Origin of the sequence: Serinicoccus kebangsaanensis, assembly GCF_008919445.1 — a bacterium.
GTDB lineage: Bacteria > Actinomycetota > Actinomycetes > Actinomycetales > Dermatophilaceae > Ornithinicoccus > Ornithinicoccus kebangsaanensis.
The window spans coordinates 191393-207955 of the sequence record NZ_VSLG01000002.1; the positions used below are offsets into that span (position 1 = coordinate 191393).

General features: G+C 72.2%; 19 protein-coding genes and 1 tRNA gene. 10 read left to right on the forward strand and 10 right to left on the reverse strand.

Annotated elements, in window-relative coordinates; all coding sequences use genetic code 11:
- Nucleotides 1-2: 2 nt before the first annotated feature.
- Together FXF60_RS03040 and FXF60_RS03045 are read right to left on the reverse strand one after the other, a co-directional pair.
- Nucleotides 3-470 carry an FHA domain-containing protein FhaB/FipA gene (locus FXF60_RS03040; RefSeq protein ID WP_151523787.1) on the reverse strand — a complete coding sequence of 156 codons (468 nt, stop codon included), beginning with the start codon at nt 468-470 and terminating at the stop codon, nt 3-5.
- A complete protein-coding gene (locus FXF60_RS03045) occupies nt 470-1369 on the reverse strand; it encodes an FHA domain-containing protein (RefSeq protein WP_238335671.1) in 900 nt (299 codons plus the stop codon). The genes FXF60_RS03040 and FXF60_RS03045 overlap by 1 nt, the downstream gene beginning before the upstream one ends.
- Before the next feature lie 132 nt (nt 1370-1501).
- Between FXF60_RS03045 and FXF60_RS03050 the strand changes: the two genes are divergently transcribed.
- The 6 genes from FXF60_RS03050 (at nt 1502) to FXF60_RS03075 (ending at nt 8365) form a co-directional block, all read left to right on the forward strand.
- Nucleotides 1502-1585 (forward strand) — tRNA-Leu (locus tag FXF60_RS03050).
- A gap of 167 nt (nt 1586-1752) precedes the next feature.
- Nucleotides 1753-2958 carry an ROK family transcriptional regulator gene (locus tag FXF60_RS03055; protein ID WP_151523789.1) on the forward strand — a complete coding sequence of 402 codons (1206 nt, stop codon included), beginning with the start codon at nt 1753-1755 and terminating at the stop codon, nt 2956-2958.
- On the forward strand, nt 2955-3905 hold the full coding sequence (locus FXF60_RS03060; RefSeq protein WP_202879534.1) for a carbohydrate ABC transporter permease: 951 nt from the start codon (nt 2955-2957) through the stop codon (nt 3903-3905). The genes FXF60_RS03055 and FXF60_RS03060 overlap by 4 nt, the downstream gene beginning before the upstream one ends.
- Nucleotides 3898-4710: a carbohydrate ABC transporter permease gene (locus tag FXF60_RS03065; protein WP_151523790.1), complete on the forward strand. Its 813-nt coding sequence runs from the start codon at nt 3898-3900 to the stop codon at nt 4708-4710. Before FXF60_RS03060 ends, FXF60_RS03065 begins: the two co-directional genes overlap by 8 nt.
- A gap of 50 nt (nt 4711-4760) precedes the next feature.
- Complete coding sequence (locus FXF60_RS03070) at nt 4761-6071, forward strand: ABC transporter substrate-binding protein (protein ID WP_151523791.1); 1311 nt, start codon at nt 4761-4763, stop codon at nt 6069-6071.
- Entirely contained in the window at nt 6068-8365 is a 2298-nt protein-coding gene (locus FXF60_RS03075) for a glycoside hydrolase family 31 protein (protein ID WP_202879535.1), read from the forward strand. Before FXF60_RS03070 ends, FXF60_RS03075 begins: the two co-directional genes overlap by 4 nt.
- A gap of 96 nt (nt 8366-8461) precedes the next feature.
- Here the strand turns inward: FXF60_RS03075 and FXF60_RS03080 are convergent, their stop codons facing one another.
- From FXF60_RS03080 to FXF60_RS03105, 6 genes are all read right to left on the reverse strand, one after another.
- Nucleotides 8462-9463 (reverse strand): aldo/keto reductase, encoded by a 1002-nt coding sequence (locus FXF60_RS03080; protein WP_202879552.1) that lies wholly within the window; start codon nt 9461-9463, stop codon nt 8462-8464.
- Between the two features lie 63 nt (nt 9464-9526).
- Nucleotides 9527-9901 carry a MerR family transcriptional regulator gene (locus tag FXF60_RS16655; RefSeq protein ID WP_202879536.1) on the reverse strand — a complete coding sequence of 125 codons (375 nt, stop codon included), beginning with the start codon at nt 9899-9901 and terminating at the stop codon, nt 9527-9529.
- A 62-nt stretch (nt 9902-9963) separates the two neighbouring features.
- A complete protein-coding gene (locus FXF60_RS03085; protein ID WP_151523792.1) occupies nt 9964-10452 on the reverse strand; it encodes an SRPBCC family protein in 489 nt (162 codons plus the stop codon).
- A gap of 1 nt (nt 10453) precedes the next feature.
- Complete coding sequence (locus FXF60_RS03090) at nt 10454-10780, reverse strand: ArsR/SmtB family transcription factor (RefSeq protein ID WP_151523793.1); 327 nt, start codon at nt 10778-10780, stop codon at nt 10454-10456.
- A gap of 370 nt (nt 10781-11150) precedes the next feature.
- Nucleotides 11151-11564 (reverse strand): nitroreductase/quinone reductase family protein, encoded by a 414-nt coding sequence (locus FXF60_RS03100; protein ID WP_151523794.1) that lies wholly within the window; start codon nt 11562-11564, stop codon nt 11151-11153.
- A gap of 24 nt (nt 11565-11588) precedes the next feature.
- Nucleotides 11589-12305: an AIM24 family protein gene (locus FXF60_RS03105; RefSeq protein WP_151523795.1), complete on the reverse strand. Its 717-nt coding sequence runs from the start codon at nt 12303-12305 to the stop codon at nt 11589-11591.
- Nucleotides 12306-12383: 78 nt separating this feature from the next.
- On the opposite strand from FXF60_RS03105, the gene FXF60_RS03110 reads away from it, so the two are divergent.
- The 3 genes from FXF60_RS03110 (at nt 12384) to FXF60_RS03120 (ending at nt 14523) form a co-directional block, all read left to right on the forward strand.
- Complete coding sequence (locus FXF60_RS03110; protein WP_151523796.1) at nt 12384-12980, forward strand: protein-L-isoaspartate O-methyltransferase family protein; 597 nt, start codon at nt 12384-12386, stop codon at nt 12978-12980.
- A gap of 47 nt (nt 12981-13027) precedes the next feature.
- The gene (locus FXF60_RS03115; protein WP_151523797.1) at nt 13028-14065 is read left to right on the forward strand and encodes an SGNH/GDSL hydrolase family protein; all 1038 of its coding nucleotides are present in this window, start codon (nt 13028-13030) and stop codon (nt 14063-14065) included.
- Between the two features lie 74 nt (nt 14066-14139).
- Nucleotides 14140-14523, forward strand: a complete 384-nt coding sequence (locus FXF60_RS03120; protein WP_151523798.1) for a DUF2237 family protein — start codon at nt 14140-14142, stop codon at nt 14521-14523.
- Between the two features lie 7 nt (nt 14524-14530).
- On the opposite strand, the gene FXF60_RS03125 is transcribed toward FXF60_RS03120, so the two are convergent.
- A complete protein-coding gene (locus FXF60_RS03125) occupies nt 14531-15244 on the reverse strand; it encodes a hypothetical protein (protein ID WP_151523799.1) in 714 nt (237 codons plus the stop codon).
- 244 nt (nt 15245-15488) lie between these two features.
- Between FXF60_RS03125 and FXF60_RS03130 the strand changes: the two genes are divergently transcribed.
- Nucleotides 15489-15770, forward strand: a complete 282-nt coding sequence (locus FXF60_RS03130; protein WP_151523800.1) for a DUF1540 domain-containing protein — start codon at nt 15489-15491, stop codon at nt 15768-15770.
- Here FXF60_RS03130 and FXF60_RS03135 read toward each other — a convergent pair.
- Nucleotides 15755-16555, reverse strand: a complete 801-nt coding sequence (locus FXF60_RS03135; RefSeq protein WP_151523801.1) for a hypothetical protein — start codon at nt 16553-16555, stop codon at nt 15755-15757. The two genes, FXF60_RS03130 and FXF60_RS03135, sit on opposite strands and share 16 nt — an antisense overlap.
- Nucleotides 16556-16563 lie beyond the last annotated feature (8 nt).

A 16563-nucleotide genomic window follows, 5' to 3' on the forward strand; every position in this document is an offset into this window, starting at 1 on the left:
GGTCAACGACGCAGCTCGAGGACGGTCTGGCCGATCCGGATGTGGGCGCCCGGGTCCAGCCTGGCCCCGGTGCCGATCCGTTCCCCGTTGACCTCGGTGCCGTTGGTGGAGCCGAGGTCGTCGGCGTACCAGGCGTCCGAGCCCGGGTAGATGCGCAGGTGGCGGCCGGAGGCGTAGTCGTCGGTGAGGACCAGCGAGCACTCCGGGTTGCGGCCGACGAGCACCCCGGAGTCGTGCAGCGGCACCGAGGTGCCGCGCAGCCGACCCTCGGTCACGACGAGGTGGGTCGGGGTGTTGCGCTTCTGCTTGCGGTCGGTGCGGGACTCGGGCTTGCGGGACGGTCCGGCGTTGCGGGTCAGGACGCGGGTGCCGTAGAGGTCGCCGCGCAACGCTCCCACGACCGCCACGACGAAGGCCCAGAGGAGCACCACCACGCCCAGCCGCAGCAGGTTGAGGGTCAGCTCACCCATCAACCCTCCAGCTGGACCGTGATGTGCGTCCGTCCCAGGGTGATGCGATCGCCGTTGCGCAGCTCCTCGCTGCCGACCTGCTCTCCGTTGAGGTAGGTGCCGTTGGTGGAGCCGAGGTCGCGCAGGATCACCTGCAGGTGCGGGCCGTCGTGGCTGATGCGGATCTCCGCGTGCTTGCGCGAGGCGCCCGGGTCGGCGACGACGACCGTGCAGCTCTCGTCGCGGCCCAGGGTGGTGACGGCCGCGCTCAGGCGCACCTGCCGGCCGTCGATCTCCAGCGCGGGTCCGGAGCGGCGGGGACGACGTGCGGGCTCGCTGGGGCGGCGGTATGCCGACTCCTCGTAGCCGTCGTCCGTGCCACTGTGCTCGTGGCGGGGGCGGCGCTCGCCCTCCCGCTCGGCCTGCTCGCGCTCGTGGGCCCGTGCCTCGCGGCGCGCGTCCTGCACCTGTTGCGCCTCGGCGAACTCGCGGGCCCCGCCGCGGTCGCCACCACGGCGGCCGTCCTTGGCGGCCGGGCGCACCCGGAAGATGCCGGTCTCCAGCTGGTCGCCGGAGACAAGGCGGACCTCGAACGGGCCGGGGGCGACATAGCGCTGGGCGTCGGCGTGGTCCTCGGCCGCGGCCACCAGCTCGTCGGTGAGGGCGCGGGAGTAGGAGGACAGCCGCTCGTAGTCGCTCTCGGCCAGCTCGACGGTGAAGACGTTGGGGACCATGGTGCGGCCGGGCCCCAGCACGGCGGCGCGGTCGTCCATCGCGCCCCGCATGGCGGAGGCGATCTCGACCGGCTGCACCTCGGCCTTGAACACCTTGGCGAAGGGTTGCTTCACGGCGCGCTCGAGCCCCCGCTCGAGCTTGTCGAAGACACCCACGGCCCTCTCCTGACTGATGGCACGGTTCATGGCTGGCGCCCTCGATGGTAGCCGCCACGGGTGGGAGGAACCTGGAGGCTGGCCCCGCGCGCGGATGCCGTCCCGGGCCGCCCGGCGGATTAGGGGGCGGGCTGGGCGCAGTGATAGTCTTGCTCGGCACTCGCGCGAGTGGCGGAATAGGCAGACGCGCACGGTTCAGGTCCGTGTGCCCGCAAGGGCGTGGGGGTTCAACTCCCCCCTCGCGCACGCTCGTCCTCATCGCAGGACGCCGAGACCCCCGGACCCCTGGTCCGGGGGTTTCTTCGTGCCCGGGGGCCGCACGCAGGGCACCAGAGACGTCTGACGACGCTCTTGACGGAACGCCCAACACCCCTTAATCTCGGACTTACTTTAGTCACGAACAAAGGGACGCGATGGACGCTCTCGACCGCCGGGCACCGGCGCTGCTCGCCACGCTCGGCGTGCGCGGCCCGCAGTCGCGCACCCAGCTCGCGCGGGGCCTCGGGCTCAGCCCGGCGACCGTCACCCAGCTCACCAGGCAGCTCCTGACCGCCGGTGTCATCGGTGAGGTGGACTCGGTCCCCAGCCGTGGCGGACGCCCGGCCACGCTGCTCGCCCTCACCAACCGCCGGGCGGGGGCGATCGGGGTCAAGGTCAGCCCGAGCCGGATCACCGTGGTCCCGGTGCAGATGGACGGCGCGGTCGGGGAGCGCACCGTCGCCGAGTTCGACCCGGGCGCGCCGGAGGCGCTCGAGGTGCTGGCCGACACGATCGCCACGCAGGTCCAGGAGTTCGACGGGGTGCTGCTCGGGGTCGGCGTGGGTCTGCCGGGAGCGGTCGACGACCAGGCGCGCGGGGTGGTCGACGCCCCGACCCTGGGCTGGTCCGGCATGGCTGTCGGCGACTACCTGCGCCGCACCCTGCCCCAGCCGGTGCCGGTGCTGCTGGACAACGACGTCAACACCCTCGCCGTGGCCGAGCACATGTACGGCGAGGCCGGCCGCCACCCCTCACCGCTCATCGTCACGATCGGGCACGGCATCGGCTGCGCCATCGTCGCCGGCGGGCGCCTGCACCGCGGGTTCCGCGGCGGGGCCGGCGAGCTGGGCCACGTCCCCGTGGCGCTCGACGGACCGGAGTGCCGGTGCGGCAACCGCGGGTGCCTGGAGGCCCTCGTCGGCGACGACGCCCTCGCCCAGCGGGCGCGCGAGCGCGGGATCGTGGGGCCGCAGGAGGGTAAGAGCGAGCTCAACGACCGCGCCCTGGGCGGTCACCCGGGCGCGATCCAGCTCTTCGAGGAGGCCGGGACCCTCCTCGGCCGCACCCTCGCCGGCCTGGCCCAGGTCGTCGACCCCGACGTCCTCGTCATCCTGGGTGAGGGCACCGACGTGTGGGAGCTGTGGCGTCCCTCCTTCACCATGGCCCTGCGGCGCCACCTGCTCCCGGACCGCCGCAGCATCCCCATCGTCATGGAGGACTGGCCGGACGACCGCTGGGCCGCCGGTGCCGCCTCGCTCGTCCTCTTCAGCCCGTTCGACACCGACGGCCTCGGCGGCGACCAGGGCGAGCTGGTCCGCACCCGTCTGCACCGCGGGCTCACCGAGGCGGTCGAGGCGTGACGACGACCGCGCCGGCGATGGCCTCCACGACGGCGAGTGCCGCCACCGCGCCGCCGACGCCCTCCCCACGACGTGGAGGGCGCCGACGCCAGCTCGGCTGGGCGGTCCTCTTCCTCGCCCCCAGCGCGGTCCCGCTGCTGCTCTTCTCGCTGCTGCCGATGGGGGTCTCGCTCTGGGTCAGCCTGCAGCAGTGGAACCTCATCTCCGACCCCACCTTCGTCGGCCTGGACAACTACCGCTCGCTGCTGGCCGACGAGCGCACCCGGGCGAGCTTCTGGCACACGCTCACCTACATCGGTGGCTACCTGCCGCTCGTGTATGCCGGGGGCCTGGCGCTCGCGGTCGGCCTCAACCACACCTTTCGCGGGGTGGGTGCGCTCCGGACGGCCTACTTCCTCCCCGTCGTCACCAGCTGGGTGGTGGTCGCCCTCGTCTGGCAGTGGCTGCTCAACCCCTCCACCGGCCTGGTCAACCACCTGCTCGGGCTCGTCGGCCTGCCCCAGCCGGGGTGGTGGACCGACCCGGCGTGGGCGATGCCGTCGGTCATCCTCGCCTCGGCGTGGAAGGACCTGGGCTTCGTCATGGTGATCCTGCTCGCCGGGCTGCAGGCGGTCCCGCAGGAGCTGCTCGACGCGGCCAAGGTCGACGGCGCGAACGCGTGGCAGCGGTTCCGGCACGTCACCCTGCCGCTGCTGTCGCCCGCCACCTTCTTCGTCGTCGTCATCTCGCTCATCAACGGCTTCCAGGTCTTCGACCAGGTCGACGTCATGACCGGCGGCGGTCCGGCGGGCGCCAGCCAGGTCGTCGTGGGGCAGGTCTACGACCTCACCTTCCGCTACGGCAGCGCCGGTGAGGCCTCGGCCCTGTCCTGGCTGCTGTTCCTCGTCATCCTCGCGGTGACCATCGTCCAGGTCCGCGGGCAGCGCCGGTGGGTGACCCATGCCTAGGCTGCGCTCCGCCGCGCTCGTGGCGGCCCTCGTCCTCGGGGCCGGGGTCATGCTCTTCCCGTTCCTGTGGACCTTCGTCACCTCGATCACCCCCAGCGGCTCCCTGGCCGACGGACCCACCCTGCTCGTCGAGGACCCGACGCTGGAGGCATACCGCACCCTCGGCGACTCGCTGCCGATGACCCGGATCGTGGTCAACTCCTTCTGGATCGCCGCCGTGACCACCCTGCTGCAGCTGTTCACCGGCAGCACCGCGGCGTATGCCTTCTCCCGGATCGCCTTCCCCGGCCGGGGCGTCGTCTTCGCGATCTACCTCGCGACCCTGATGATCCCGCTGCAGGTGCTCATCGTGCCGCTGTTCATCCAGCTCACCCGGCTGCAGCTGAACGACACCTACTTCGCCCTGCTCGCCCCGTCGATCGCCTCCGCCTTCGGCGTCTTCCTGCTCCGGCAGGCGATGGACCAGGTGCCGCGCGAGCTGGACGAGGCGGCCACCCTCGACGGGGCCAATCACCTGCGGATCTACGCCTCCGTCGTGCTCCCGCTGGTCCGGCCGGCACTGGCCACCGTCGCGGTGCTGGCGTTCATGTCCTCGTGGAACAGCTACCTGTGGCCGCTGGTCGTCATCCGCTCTCCCGAGCTGATGACGCTGCCGCTCGGGCTGGCCACGCTGCAGGGCCGCTACACCACCCAGTGGGACGTCATGATGGCCGGCTCGGTCGTCTCCATCGTCCCCATCGCCGTCGTCTACCTCCTCGCCCAGCGCTACGTGATCGCCGGGTTCGCCCACAGCGGTCTGAAATGACCCCCCACCGACGGGCAACGACGCCCGTCACCCCCAGAAAGGTTCCACCGATGCGCAGCTCCCACCCCTCCCGGACCCTCGTCCTGCTCGCCGGCTCCACCCTGCTGCTCAGCGCCTGTGCGCAGGGATCGGCCACCAACCCGCAGGCGGACGAGCCCAGCACCGACACCGAGGCCGCCGCCGATGACACCGCGGACGAGGCCGCGCAGGAGATGGTGCAGATCACCTACTCCAACTTCAGCGCCAACGGCGGCAACGAGGAGAACCTCGACGCCATCGTCACCGCCTTCGAGGAGGAGAACCCCTCGGTCGACGTCACCGTCGAGACCCTCCCCTACGACGACTACTTCACCGCGCTGCAGACCGCCGTGGCCGGAGGCTCCGAGGCGGACGTCTTCGAGCTGAACTACGAGAACTTCGTGACCTACCAGGAGAGCGGGGCGCTCGCCGCGATGGAGGGTGTCGACACCTCCGCCTACGTGCCCTCGCTGGTGGAGGCCTTCGCCGTCGACGGCACCAGCTACGGCCTGCCCGAGTCCTTCTCCAACGTCGTCCTCTTCTACAACGCCGACCTCTTCGAGGAGGCCGGGGTCGAGCCCCCGACCTCGGACTGGACCTGGCAGGACGAGCGGGCCGCGGCCGAGCAGCTCACCGACGCCGGCGCGGGCGTCTGGGGCGACTACCAGCCGATCAGCTTCCACGAGTTCTACAAGGCCCTGGCCCAGAACGGCGGGACGTTCCTCAGCGAGGACGGCTCGGCCGTGGCCTTCGACTCCCCGGAGGGGGTCGAGGCCGCCGAGTGGCTGGTCGGGAAGTCGGGCACGACCATGCCCTCCGCGGAGGACGGCGCCGGCACCCCCGACTTCGACTCCGGCCTGTTCATGGACGGCGAGCTGGCCATGTGGCACACCGGGATCTGGATGTTCGGCGCGATGGCCGAGGCCGACTTCGCCTGGGACATCGTCGTCGAGCCGGGCATGCAGGCCCAGGCCTCGGCCATGTTCGCCAACACGGTCGTGGTCTCCGAGCGCTCCGAGCAGCAGGAGGCTGCCCAGGCGTTCGCCGCCTACGTCACCGGCTCCGACGTCGCCGCGCAGACCCGCATCGAGGCCGGGTGGGAGCTCCCGCCGGTGGACGACGAGAGCCTGAACGCGGCATACCTGGAGCAGACGCCCCCGGCGAACCGCGCCGCGGTCTTCGAGGCGCTCGACGAGGTCGTCCTGCCGCCGGTCATCGCCAGCCAGCAGGAGATGCAGGACATCGTCACCGAGGAGCTGACCGAGGCGGCCGCCGGCCGCAAGACCGCCCAGGAGGCCGTCGACTCCGCCGCCGAGCGCGTCGCGCCCCTGCTCGGCGAGTGAGCGTCGACGCCGGCCGCGAGGTCGATCAGAGCGTCCTGCTGACGCACCGCCCGGCTGGCTCGGGCCACCCCTACGCCGACTCTCCCGACCAGCGGGTGCCCGTGCGTCCGCTGGTCGGGGAGCCGGTCCGGCTCGGGCTCGGCGGCCCCGCGTCGCTCGCGGAGGTCACCTGCCACTGGCGGGCGGCCGGTGAGGCGGAGCAGCTCCTCCCGATGCGCTGGGAGGGCGACGACGGCTCGGGGCTGGCGCACGCCGGCGGCGAGGGACACCTCGCGGCGGCGCAGGCCGGTGCGTCCGGCAGCGGGCCGGGCCGGTGGGTGTGCGACAGCCCTCCGGTGACCGGGCCGGTGCACTACGCCTTCACCGCGCGCGACGGGGAGGACGGACTGACGACGGGCACGTATGCGGTCGCGCCGCTGGTCGATGCCGCCGGAGCAGGGGTGCTGCGGCTGGTCCGCCCGGACCGCACCACCCCCCTGCAGGACGCGCTGGCCGAGCCACCGACCTGGCTCGCCGACGCGGACGGGGTGTGGCGGACCTCCTTCGCGCTGCGGCTGCGGCCGGGCGACCACGTCGTCGGGTTCGGGGAGCGGTTCGACAGCCTCGACCACCGCGGCTCCCGGCTGGACTCGCGCGTGTTCGAGCAGTACAAGGCGCAGGGGCGGCACGGACGCACCTACCTGCCGATGCCCTTCGCGCACGTCCTCCCCGACGACCCCGCCGAGGCACCGTGGGCCTTCCACGTCGACACCAGCACGCGCGTGTGGTTCGACGTCGGTGCCACCCGCCCCGACCTGCTCCGGGTGACCGTGGAGCTGGACGGCGCGCCCGACCCGGTCCTCGAGGTCGTGATCCACGAGGGTGGCCCCGCCGCGGCGGTGCAGGCCTTCACCGCCGACGTGGGCCGGGCCGAGCCGCTCCCGGACTGGGTGCACCGGCTCTGGGCCTCGGGCAACGAGTGGAACACCCAGGCCGAGGTGATGCGGCAGCTGGACCAGCACGACCGGCACGGCATACCCGTCGGCGTCGTCGTGATCGAGGCGTGGAGCGACGAGCGTGGGTTCGTCGCCTTCCGGGACGCCCGCTGTGCCGTCCACCCGGACGGGTCACCGCACGCGCTCGCGGACTTCACCTTCCCCGCCGACGGAGCATGGCCGGACCCGGCCGCGATGGTGCGCGAGCTGCACGACCGCGGCATCAAGGTGCTGCTCTGGCAGATCCCGCTGCAGAAGACGCGGCACGAGCTGGGCGAGGAGCTGGTCGACCAGGCCGTCGTCGACGGCGACCTGATGGTGGCCCGCGGGCACGTCGTGCGCGAGGCCGACGGGACGGCATACCGCAACCGCGGCTGGTGGTTCCCCCGGTCACTCATGCCGGACCTCACCGACCCGGCGGCCCGCGACTGGTGGTTGGACAAGCGTCGCTACCTCGTCCGCGACCTCGGTGTCGACGGCTTCAAGACCGACGGGGGCGAGCACGCCTGGGGCGACGACCTGCGCTACGCCGACGGCCGCACCGGCGCCAGCGGCAACAACCTCTACCCGGTCCACTACGCGCGTGCCTACGGTGACCTGCTCCGCTACGAGGGCAGGGCGCCGGTCACTTTCTCCCGCGCGGGGTATGCCGGGATCCAGGCGCACGGGGTCGTGTGGGCCGGGGACGAGGACTCGACCTGGGAGGCCTACCGCTCCTCCATCACCGCGGGCCTGAGCGCCGGCGCGTGCGGCGTCGTCTACTGGGGCTGGGACCTGGCCGGCTTCTCGGGGCCGGTGCCCGAGCCGGAGCTCTACCTGCGCGCCGCGGGTGCGGCGGCGTTCATGCCGGTGATGCAGTACCACTCCGAGTTCAACCACCACCGTCGGCCGGCCCGGGACCGGACCCCCTGGCACGTCGCCCGGACCCACGACGCCCCGCAGGTCGTCGACACCTTCCGCGGCTTCGCGCGGTTGCGGGAGCGCCTGGTGCCCTACCTCGCCCGGCAGGCCCGGGTGGCGATCGAGACCGGCCGGCCGCTGATGCGGGCGCTCTTCTTCGACCACCGGGAGGACCCGGAGATCTGGGCGCACCCGCTGACCTACCAGCTGGGGGACGACCTGCTCGTCGACCCGGTGACCGAGCCGGGAGCCACCACCTGGTCCACCTACCTGCCGCACGGCGACTGGGTGGACGTGTGGACGGGGGAGGCCGTGGCCGGTGGCTCGCTGCACGAGCGCGACGTGCCCCTCGACGTGGTGCCCGTCTACTGCCGGGCCGCCGCGTGGGGCGAGATGCGCAGCATCGTCTCGCCCGGCTGAGCCTCGCCGAACCCGGCATACCTGTGCAGAACGGTGTGTCACACCCGTCGCCCGAGCAACCGATGTGACACACCGTTCTGCACCAGGTATGCGCGGTCAGGCGTCGATCGTCGACATGTCGCCGTAGCGCTCGCCCTGGACGGCGTCCCGCGGGACGGCCTGCTCCAGCGCGGCGAGGTCGTCGCTGGTGAGCGCGACGTCGGCGGCGCCGATGTTCTCCTCGAGGTAGGCCACCCGCTTGGTGCCGGGGATGGGGGCCACGCCGAGCCCGGCGTCGCCCTGCGCCAGCACCCAGGCGAGCGCGAGCTGGCCGGGCGTGCAGCCCTTCGCGGTCGCCAGCTCGCGGACCTTGTCGACCAGCGCCAGGTTGGCGTCCAGCGCCTCTCCCTGGAAGCGCGGGAAGTAGCCCGAGCGGCGGCTGTCCTGCTCGTCGCCGGCGCCGCTGCCCGAGGTGATGGAGCCGGTCAGCAGGCCGCGGCCGAGCGGGGAGTAGGGCACCAGGCCGATGCCGAGCTCGCGCAGCACACCGAGGATCTCGTCCTCCAGGTGCCGGGTGAAGAGCGAGTACTCGGTCTGCAGCGCGGTGATCGGGTGGACCGCGTGCGCCCGGCGGATGGTCGCGGCCGAGGCCTCCGAGAGCCCGAGGTGGAGGACCTTGCCGGCCTCCACCAGCTCGGCCATCGCGCCCACCGTCTCCTCGATCGGGACCGACCCGTCGACACGGTGCTGGTAGTAGAGGTCGACGTGGTCGACGCCGAGCCGCTGCAGCGAGGCGTCGCAGGCCGCGCGGACGTAGTCGGGGCTGCCGTTGACGCCGACCATGGTGCCGTCGGCGAGCCGCTCGTTGCCGAACTTGGTGGCGAGCTGGACCTCCTCGCGTCGGCCGGCGATCGCCGTGCCGACGAGCTTCTCGTTGGTGAAGGGGCCGTACATGTCCGCGGTGTCGAGGAAGGTTACGCCGAGGTCGAGCGCGCGGCGGATGGTGTCCGTGCCGCCCTGCTCGTCCGGCGTGCCGTAGAACTCCGACATGCCCATGCAGCCGAGGCCGAGGGCGCTGACGGTCAGCGGGGAGGTGGTGCCGAGCGTGCGTGTCTGGATCTGTGTCATGTCACCCACGAAACTCCCTGGAGTGCGCTCGAAGTCAACTCCCGCGGCTGTCGGTCAGGAGGCGGGCGCGACCCGGCCCTCGTAGAGCGCGATCTTGTAGTCGATCGCCCGCAGGTGGGAGGTCACCTCGACCAGCTGCTGCTCGACCACCTCACGGTGGGCGAGCAGCAGCGCCAGTCGATCCGCCTCGTTGCCGTCGCCCTCGCGCACCAGGGCGGCGTAGCGGCGCACGTCGCGGATCGGCATACCGGTGGAGCGCAACCGGGTGACCATCTCGATCCACCGGAGGTCCTCGTCGGAGTAGCGGCGGTGGCCCGAGGGTGCGCGCTCGACCGACTGCAGCAGCAGGCCGTCGCGCTCGTAGTAGCGCAGCGTGTGGGCGGTGAGCCCGGTCTGCTCGGCGGCCTCGGCGATGCTCAGGCTGGTCATTCCACCAGTCTCTGCCTTCGAGTGCACTCCAGGTCAAGACCCGTGCGCCGGTCGGCGCCCGGTCAGGCGGCGAGGAAGGCGTCGATCTGGTTGATCGACTCGGTCGCGCCCTCCTCCATGCCCATGTCGAGCACCTGCTGCAGCGCGTCCGAGGACTCGTAGACGGAGGTGAAGGTGGCGCGGGTGCCGCCGTCGCTCGGCTCGAAGGCGTAGGTGTTGCGGGAGACGGGCATACCGTCGGCGGCCTGCCAGGTCTGCGCATCCGCGAACCGGTCCTCGAAGGAGAAGCTGCGGGGCTGGTCGACGGCGGTGAGGTCCCACATCCCGCCGAACTTCTCGCCCTCCGGGCCGGTCATGTAGTACTTCGACGTGCCGCCCGCGGTCAGCTCGTGCTCGACGAAGGTGGCGGGGTAGGTGGGCGGGCCGAAGACCTGCTCCAGCTGGCGCGGGTCGGCATACAGCTCCCACACGCGCTCGACCGGGGCGGCGAACTCGGCGGTGATGGTGATGGTGCGGGCGTCGATGTCGGTGGTGACGTCGGTGACAGGCATGTCAGTTCTCCTTGAGGAAGGTGTCGATGCGGTCGATGCGACCGCGCCAGATGTGCTCCAGCTCGGCGAGCATGGAAGAGACCGAACGCACGGCCTCCACGTCGCCGCTGGCCAGCTGCTGCCGGCCGCTGCGGCGCTTGGTGAGCAGGCCGGCGCGCTCCAGCACGGCGACATGCTTCTGGACGGCGGCGAAGCTCATGTCGTAGCGCTCCGCCAGGGCCGAGACCGAGTGCTCACCGGCCAGCACGCGCCGCAGGATGTCCCGGCGGGTGCGGTCGGAGAGCGCGTGGAACATCGCGTCGGCGCGTTCCTCGTTGGCCTCGTCCATGAGAGACAACATACAACCAAACGGTTGTATGTTGTCAAGTGCCGGAGCCGGGGAACCGTCCGATGAGGCTCTCTTCCTCTATCTACGGATTGGCCAAGAAAGACGTAGAGAACGCGAGCATCGCCACGGGAGTCCGCCCGGGTCGCGCCCGACCGCGGTCGGGAGCACCATGACCGTCATGGCCAGGTATGCCGTCAACGACGTCGGGGTTCAGCGCGTCCGGCGTCTGATCGAGACTCGGCAGTACATCGCTCGACAGCGAGTGGGGTGAGGTGCAGCCGGACGCGGAGGCCGAGAACGCCTACCTCGACCGGCACTGCTTCGAGGACTACGCCGGGTGGCACCTGGGGCTGACCGAGGGCGGCCCCGCTCAGCGCGGATCCAGCACCATCACCGGGATGATCCGGTCGGTCTTGGTCTCGTAGCCGGCGAACCGCGGCTGCGCGGCGACGAGCCGGGCATAGATCTCGTCCCGCTCCTGCGGCTCGGCCTCGCGGGCGCGCACCGGGATGGCCTGCTGGTCGACGTGGATGGTGACGTCCGGGGTGGCCCGCAGGTTGTGGTACCACGCCGGATGACTGTCCGCGCCGTTCGCGGAGGCGGCCACGGCATACCCCTCGCCGTGGCGCACGAACATGAGCGGCGTCTCGCGGGCCGCCCCGGACCGGGCCCCCACGTGGTCGAGGACGAGCACGGCCCCGTCCTGCTGCCCGCCGCCGAGCCGGCCGGTGGCCTTGACGAGCTTGGCGTGGAGGGTGGTCACGACGCGCATCAGGGTGGGCATGCCCGGCAGACTACGCCTGCCGACTCAGCCGAGGAAGTCGCTCAACCCGCCGCTGCGTCGCTCGCCGCTGCCTGTGTTGGCGGCGTTCTCCGCCGGCTGCACGAGCACGTGCCCACGCCCGGAGAACGCCATCTGCAGCATCTCCCCGGTGCCCCCGCGCACCATCGAGCCGATCCCGCCGGTGTCCGTCCGCACGGACATCTGCACCCCCTGGGTCCACAGCACCACCGCCTGGGCGTCGCCGAAGGTCGGTGCGGACGACACCTCGAGCGCCACCGGCTCGCCCTTGGTGGTGACCGCGACATACCCGCTGCCGCGCAGCGAGACGTTGAACAGCCCACCGGCCATCATGCCGCCGCGGGCCGAGACCCGGTGGATGTCCCAGTCGATCGAGGCCGAGAAGGCGAGCACGTTGGCTCCGTTGACGGACACCATGTCGTTCTCGAGATAGAGCACCTGGATGTCCGCCGCGTCCTCGGCGAGGAACAGGTCGCCCTGGCCGGTGCACTCCATCACCGGCACCCCCTCGCCGGTGAGGGAGGACTTCACCAGCTTGCTCAGCCCGCCGGAGCCCTTGTTGGCGAAGCGGACGTCGCCCTGGTAGGCGACCATCGAGCCGATGCGGGCCAGCACCGGGCCGTAGTCCATCCGCACCTTGAGCATCTTGCTGCTCTGGCGAGTGAACTGGTCCCGCCCCTCGGTCTCCTTGAAGTCGTCGAACAGCGATCCATGGATCGGCATGGTGCACACCCTTCTCGTCACGGTCCCGTCCGAGTATGGTGCGAACCGGATGCCGCTGTCACCCCCGGAGAAGGGACGATGTTGGGCCTCCGCCACCAGGGTTCTCGCCACCGGGACCGCCTGGTCGCGCGTGCGATGAGCGCGGTCCCGCGAGGTGACTTCCTGCCGCCCGGGGTGCGTCATCGCGCCTCGGTGGACGCGCCGCTGGCGATCGGGCACGGTGCCACCAGCTCGCAGCCCAGCACGGTCGCCACCATGCTGAGCGCCCTGGACGCACGCGCGGGTCACCGCGTGCTCGACGTCGGGGCCGGCTCCGGGTGGACCACCGCTCTGCTCGCGCACCTGGTGGGGGAGTCGGGGCGGGTCGTCGGGGTCGAGCTGGAGCCGGAGCTGGTGGACGCGGCCCGTGATCGGCTGCGGGCCGCAGGCGTCGGGCGTGCCGACGTCGTGGTCGCCCGGCAGGACGTCCTCGGCTGGCCGGACGAGGGTCCCTACGACCGGATCCTGGTCTCGGCGATGGCGGACCGCTGGCCGCGGGAGCTGGTCGAGCAGCTGGCCGACGGGGGCAGGATGGTGCTCCCGCACCGGGGGCGGCTCGTCGTCGCGGACCGCCGTGGCACCGAGGTGCGGCGCCGCGAGGCCCCCGGGTGGTATCGCTTCGTGCCGCTGCGGTGATCCCGTCGTGACGAGCGGCCGCCCGGCCCGTGTGCCAGGGTGAGGCCATGTCAACGTCGACACGCACCGTCCTGGCCACCCTCTCCGCCACTGCGATCGGCGCCACCCTGGCGCTCACCCCGACCTACGCCGCCAGCACCTCCTACGTCGCGCTCGGCGACAGCTTCTCGGCGGGGACCGGGACGTATGCCCGCACCGACAGCTGCTACCGGTCACCGCTCGGCTACCCGGCCCTCATCGCCCGGCAGAAGGGGTTGGCGCTGGACTACCAGGCCTGCTCCGGCGCGGACACCTCGGACGTGCTCGCCGACCAGGTGGGGGCGCTGGACGCCGGCACCGGCCAGGTGTCGATGACGATCGGCGGCAACGACGTCGGCTTCGCCGACGTGCTCACCGAGTGCGCGCTGCCGGGCTGGCTCAGCGACTGCCACGGGGAGATCGACGACTCGCTGGTGACGCTGCGGACCGAGCTGCCGGGTCGGCTGGACGAGGTCTACGGCGAGATCGCCGACCGCGCGCCGAACGCCAGCGTCACGATCGCCGGCTACCCCTACCTGTTCAACGGGCGCGACTGCAGCTGGGCGACGTTCTTCTCCGGGTCCGAGATGCGGCGTCTTAACGACGGCACCGCGGAGCTGGACGAGCTGATCGAGGCCCGGTCCGCCGCGTCCGGGTTCAGCTACGTGGACGTGCGCGACGACTTCGCCGGGCACGCCGTCTGCGACCGGCAACCGTGGATCAACAACCTGACGCTGCCGATCGACGAGTCCTTCCACCCCAATCGTGCCGGCAACGTGGGGTATGCCGCGGCGATCGCGCCCTCGCTCGTGGGCTCGCCGCTGAGCACGAGCCGGATGGCCACCGCCCAGAGCGCTCCGGCGCCGAGCGTCCGGAGCCAGGCGGCTGCCGTGCTCGACCTGGAGCTGGACAGCAAGGCCCATCTGCGCCAGGCGAAGCAGGCGGGCATCAGGCCCGGCGAGATCCGCAGTGCCGTCGCCAAGCTGCGCAGCGGCGACGACCGGGTGGTCCGGGCCGGGCTGGCCGAGCTGCAGGCGCTGGACGCCCGGGTCTCCGACGGCGGCTGATCCACGGCCCGATCTACGGCCCGCCCACGGTCCGCCCGAGGACAGCCTCGGCGGGTGCGTGGAATGCTGGACGCATGCGCAACGTCCTCGGCACGCCCCTGCAGGAGTGCGGCACGGACCCGGTGACCGGGTTCACCCGCTCCGGCTGCTGCGAGGTCACCCCGCAGGACGTGGGGGTGCACGGCATCTGCGCCGTGGTGACCGAGGAGTTCCTCGCGCACCAGTTCTCCGTGGGCAACGACCTGCTCACCCCGCGCCCGAGCTGGGGCTTCCCCGGTCTGCAGCCCGGCGACCGGTGGTGCGTCGTGGCGCTGCGCTGGCTGCAGGCGCACCACGAGGGCGCCGCGGCTCCGGTGGTGCTGGCCGGCACGCACGAGCAGGTCCTGGAGATCGTGCCCCTCGACCTGCTGCAGCGGTATGCCGTGGACGTGCCGGACGACCCGTCCGGCCTGGGCTGAGCGGACGCTAGGAGTCGTCGGGCACCCGCCGGGAGACAGCGAGCAGGAAGGCCCCTCCGAGCAGGTCGAGCACGCCGATGACCAGCAGGATGACGGTGAGGGCACCGCTGTCGCCCGAGGTCAGCCGGTTGCCGGCGAAGAGGACGATCGCCAGGCCGAGCACGACGTAGACCCAGCCGCGGCGCCGCAGGCTCGCCGGGTCCCGCCGGGCGGCCTCGGCCGCCGACCGGCCGGCCGGGTCGGGGGCACCCGCGGGTCCACCGGCCGCGGGGTCCGGGTCGGTCGCCGGCGCGGTGACGAAGGTCCCGTCGAAGGAGCGCTGCGCCTGGTGGTCGTAGGGCTCGTAGCCCGTCTCCGCCGCCACGACCTCGACCGCACGCGCGGCCTGCCGCTCGGTGGCCTCGCGGGACTCGTCGTCCCCCGCCTCGGCGTCGGTGATCGTGACCGCCGCGGAGCGGTCGAACAGCTCGACCTGGATGCCGGAGTCGACGGCGGTGAGCTCGCCGTAGACGTCACCGCCCGTCTCCTCGGCGACCCAGGTCTCCAGCTCGCCGGAGAGCTCGTCGCGCAGGCGCTGCTCGATGCGGCGGAAGGTCTCGACCCCTGCGGTGAGGGCGTCCGGGTCGTCCTGGACCCCGGTGTCCTCGGCGTCGGCCGCCGCCAGGGCCTGCGTCCAGTCCTGGTCGGGCTCCCGCGGGCAGAGGGTGATCTCGTAGCTCATGTCCCCATCTTGCCTGCTCACGACACGCGGTCGGAGCAGGGCCTGGGTCGGCTGCCGTGAATATGCGCCGAGAAAGCGTCCCTAATGCTTGGAGGCGGGCCTTCACGACCTTTTCCCGACATTTGACGAACACCCGGTGCCCTATGTCTGATCAGGCACGATGTCCTTGTGAGGGGGTCAGCAGCCGCCCTATCGTCGACCATTGTCGACAGCATTCTCGACCGACATGAGAGGAACGACAGACATGGCCACCATGACCGCGATCACGTCCTGCGCCGCGACCACCTGCGCCTACAACAAGGGCGGCTGCAGCGCCGAGGCAGTCACCATCGCCGGTGACGCCGGTGGCGCCGCCTGCGGCACCTTCGTCGAGCTCGACGTCCGCGGCGGGCTGCCCGTCGCCGAGGGCCACGTGGGCGCCTGCCAGCGTCTCGAGTGCGTGCACAACACGGACCTGATGTGCACCGCTGAGGCGATCACCGTCGGCGGCGACACCGCCAACTGCCTGAGCTACACCGCCAGCTGATCCAGCCCGCCGACCGCCGTCTCGAGGGTGTCGAGGCAGGTGGCCGGCGCGGCGAAGGGCACGAAGACCGTGCGCGTGCGCTCGGCGTCCACCAGCAGCCAGGTGCAGCCGGTGCTGTCGATGTCGGCCAGCACCGTCTCGCCGGTGAGGGTGCGCACCGACCGGGGGGTGGGGTGCCCCTGACCGACCACGCCGTCGCGGTCGCCGCGGCACACCCCTGAGACGATCCGCGCCGCGGCGTCCGCACCGAGGCCCTGCACGATCTCGCGGCACTGCCACTCCTGGTCGCGGTGCGGGAAGCGGTCCAGGCCGACGAGTTCGCCGAAGGCCAGGGCGGTGACCCCGCCCTGGTCGTGGAGCAGCACCTTGTCCAGCGCCAGCAGCGCGACCTGGGCGCCCGCCTCCCTGGCCCAGTCCACCTCGGTCGGCAGCAGCCCCAGCGACGCCAGCTCCTCCAGCTCCGCCTCCTCCACGAGCCGCAGGTGCGCGAGGGCGTGCACGCTGGCCGTCGACACCCGCAGCCGCGGGTCGGCCCCGTGCTGGTCGATCCGCATCCGCACCTCGTGGCACGAGGCCGTCGCGTCCAGGCACCCGGGCGGCAGGGCGACCGCCATGACGTCCGCTGCCGTGAGCCCGTGCGCCAGCACCTGGTGCGAGACGTCGGGCTGCTCCCGGTAGGCGACGAGCGAGGCGCGACCGGTGCCGCCCAGCAACCGCGCGGCCGTCGATCGGGTGGTCGCCGCGCGCAGCGTGAGCCGGACGTCGGCGGCGGGGGTGCTCGTCATGAGGTAAG

Excerpts from the sequence above, each read along its gene's own strand:
- FXF60_RS03090 (WP_151523793.1), bottom strand. The coding sequence starts at position 10,780 with ATGGACGAGGCCAACGAGGAACGCGCCGACGCGATGTTCCACGCGCTC.
- FXF60_RS03055 (WP_151523789.1), top strand. The coding sequence starts at position 1,753 with ATGGACGCTCTCGACCGCCGGGCACCGGCGCTGCTCGCCACGCTCGGC.
- FXF60_RS03045 (WP_238335671.1), bottom strand. The coding sequence starts at position 1,369 with ATGAACCGTGCCATCAGTCAGGAGAGGGCCGTGGGTGTCTTCGACAAG.
- FXF60_RS03040 (WP_151523787.1), bottom strand. The coding sequence starts at position 470 with ATGGGTGAGCTGACCCTCAACCTGCTGCGGCTGGGCGTGGTGGTGCTC.
- FXF60_RS03125 (WP_151523799.1), bottom strand. The coding sequence starts at position 15,244 with ATGAGCTACGAGATCACCCTCTGCCCGCGGGAGCCCGACCAGGACTGG.
- FXF60_RS03135 (WP_151523801.1), bottom strand. The coding sequence starts at position 16,555 with ATGACGAGCACCCCCGCCGCCGACGTCCGGCTCACGCTGCGCGCGGCG.
- FXF60_RS03070 (WP_151523791.1), top strand. The coding sequence starts at position 4,761 with ATGCGCAGCTCCCACCCCTCCCGGACCCTCGTCCTGCTCGCCGGCTCC.
- FXF60_RS03100 (WP_151523794.1), bottom strand. The coding sequence starts at position 11,564 with ATGCCCACCCTGATGCGCGTCGTGACCACCCTCCACGCCAAGCTCGTC.
- FXF60_RS03105 (WP_151523795.1), bottom strand. The coding sequence starts at position 12,305 with ATGCCGATCCATGGATCGCTGTTCGACGACTTCAAGGAGACCGAGGGG.
- FXF60_RS03065 (WP_151523790.1), top strand. The coding sequence starts at position 3,898 with ATGCCTAGGCTGCGCTCCGCCGCGCTCGTGGCGGCCCTCGTCCTCGGG.
- FXF60_RS16655 (WP_202879536.1), bottom strand. The coding sequence starts at position 9,901 with ATGACCAGCCTGAGCATCGCCGAGGCCGCCGAGCAGACCGGGCTCACC.
- FXF60_RS03085 (WP_151523792.1), bottom strand. The coding sequence starts at position 10,452 with ATGCCTGTCACCGACGTCACCACCGACATCGACGCCCGCACCATCACC.
- FXF60_RS03130 (WP_151523800.1), top strand. The coding sequence starts at position 15,489 with ATGGCCACCATGACCGCGATCACGTCCTGCGCCGCGACCACCTGCGCC.
- FXF60_RS03115 (WP_151523797.1), top strand. The coding sequence starts at position 13,028 with ATGTCAACGTCGACACGCACCGTCCTGGCCACCCTCTCCGCCACTGCG.
- FXF60_RS03120 (WP_151523798.1), top strand. The coding sequence starts at position 14,140 with ATGCGCAACGTCCTCGGCACGCCCCTGCAGGAGTGCGGCACGGACCCG.
- FXF60_RS03110 (WP_151523796.1), top strand. The coding sequence starts at position 12,384 with ATGTTGGGCCTCCGCCACCAGGGTTCTCGCCACCGGGACCGCCTGGTC.